Consider the following 1,921-nt stretch of genomic DNA (forward strand, 5'->3'; position numbering starts at 1 on the left):
AAGGGGAGAGGGGAGTAGTATGCTTTGTTGTAACTGCCGTTAGGTATCTGTCCTCCGCGCATGCCACCCTACAACTAGCCTCACCCCCAACCCCTCTCCAAGGGAAGAGGGGAGTAGTATGCTTTTACAACGAATACTGTTAGGCGCATACCCACAACATTCGGCCTCGCCTCCATTCCACGCAAGAGGAGGGGGAGTAATAAGCCTTGTTTTATTGCAATGCACATTGTGTTCGCAAGGCATATCACTCCCCTCTCCCTTTGGAGAGGGGTTGGGGGTGAGGCCGGTTGTAGGGTGGCGTGTTCTGTGGCGTGTTGCGTGTTGTGTTGTTCTTTCTCTTCTTTCTCTTCTTTTTCTTTCTTTCGGCCTTTACCTCTCTCTTCCGAATATGCGGAGCAGGTAAAGGAAGAGGTTGATGAAGTCGAGATAAAGTGTTAGCGAACCCATCAGCGCCATCTTTTGTGCGTTCTCGTCGGCATCTTCGGCCCGCATGAGCATCTCTTTAATCTTCTGCGAGTCGTAGGCGGTAAGGCCAACAAACACAAGCACGCCGATGTAGCTCACGATTAGGTCGAACATTCCGCTCTTGAAAAAGAGGAGGTTCGCTATCGATGCGATGATAATTCCAACGAGAGCCATCAGCAGTATCTTGCCCAAACCCGACAAGTCGGCCTTGGTGAAGTAGCCAAACAAGGCCATTGTGCCGAAAGTTCCTGCGGTGATGAAGAACGTCTTGGTGATGACACTGGCCGAATAGGCGAGGAAAATCACCGAGAGCGTTGCCCCGTTGAGGGCCGAGTAAAGGATGAAAAGCAGCGTTGCCGTTGTGAGCGAGAGCCTGTTGATGAAACGGCTGATGCCGAAAACCAACGCCAGCTCGGCAATGATGAGCACCATGAACACGGCACGGCTTTCGAACATCTGGCTGATCAGCACCTCAGAGTGGGCCACGCCATAGGCCGTAACGCCGGTGATGATGAGGGCAAGCGTCATCCAAACGTACACTTTACGCATCAATGCGGGGAAGGCAAGCGATAAGGCACCCTCTTTTTCCCTTATTAGTCTGTCGAAATCTTGTTGTTCCATAACTTTGTTTGTTTGTTAATTGTTTTGAATAGGCAAAGATAAGACGTTTTCTTCAATAAACACTTGCGTGTTCAAAGAATTTAACAAATATGAAGAAGTTTCTCTTAAACAACGTGATAAACAGACCAACAAAGCCTGCTATATGGCATGCTTTGTATAGAAAACAAACAAATTGCAGGCATAAAGGCATAAAAAACATGGTTTTGCTTTATCATGTGATGCCTTTTTCGTATATTCGCAGGGTATAACAAGATGATAAATTGAGGAGATTTACCGAGTAGCTAAGGAGAACTTATGGGGAGTTTAATGAGATGATATGTTAAGGGGTTACGCCCAATGCCGCGCCACGACTGAGCTTTTGCAGGCTATTTCTTGTTGGCGCATGAGGCAATGAACTTGCAAGCGTACCTTTTTTCGGCAGCTCATGAACTCGTCGCCTCATAAACTCGTGAACACATGAACAAATCCATTATAACCAAAGGGCGGGCCTTGAACAGCGTATTGGCGTTGAGCGGCTTCGTACTTGTTTCGTTGTTGGTCATCGTATGGTTTCTGCCGCGCAACAATACGCCGCAGATGCGTTACGATGTGGGCAAGCCGTGGATGTATGGGTCGCTCATCGCCAAGTTCGACTTCCCCATTTATAAGAGCGATCAGGTGATACAACAAGAGCGCGACTCGCTGTTGGCGCTGTTCCAACCCTACTACCATTACGACAGGAGCATGGAGAAACGGCAATTGGCCAAGCTGCAAGCCGATTTCCCAAAAGGAATACCAGGGATGCCCGTGGCGCAGATGCGCACACTTTACGACAGGCTGCACCGACTTTACCAGG

General features: G+C 48.8%; 1 protein-coding gene and 1 pseudogene. One reads left to right on the forward strand and one right to left on the reverse strand.

The features are described 5' to 3' along the window. Positions 1 to 369: 369 nt before the first annotated feature. Positions 370 to 1,086, reverse strand: a complete 717-nt coding sequence (locus tag BN93_RS12815; RefSeq protein ID WP_009231256.1) for a Bax inhibitor-1/YccA family protein — start codon at positions 1,084 to 1,086, stop codon at positions 370 to 372. Between the two features lie 456 nt (positions 1,087 to 1,542). Here BN93_RS12815 and BN93_RS12820 point away from each other — a divergent pair. Then, positions 1,543 to 1,921, forward strand: a pseudogene (locus BN93_RS12820) (hydrolase); the annotation flags it as partial.

The organism is Prevotella conceptionensis 9403948 (assembly GCF_000312305.1).
Classification (GTDB): domain Bacteria; phylum Bacteroidota; class Bacteroidia; order Bacteroidales; family Bacteroidaceae; genus Prevotella; species Prevotella conceptionensis.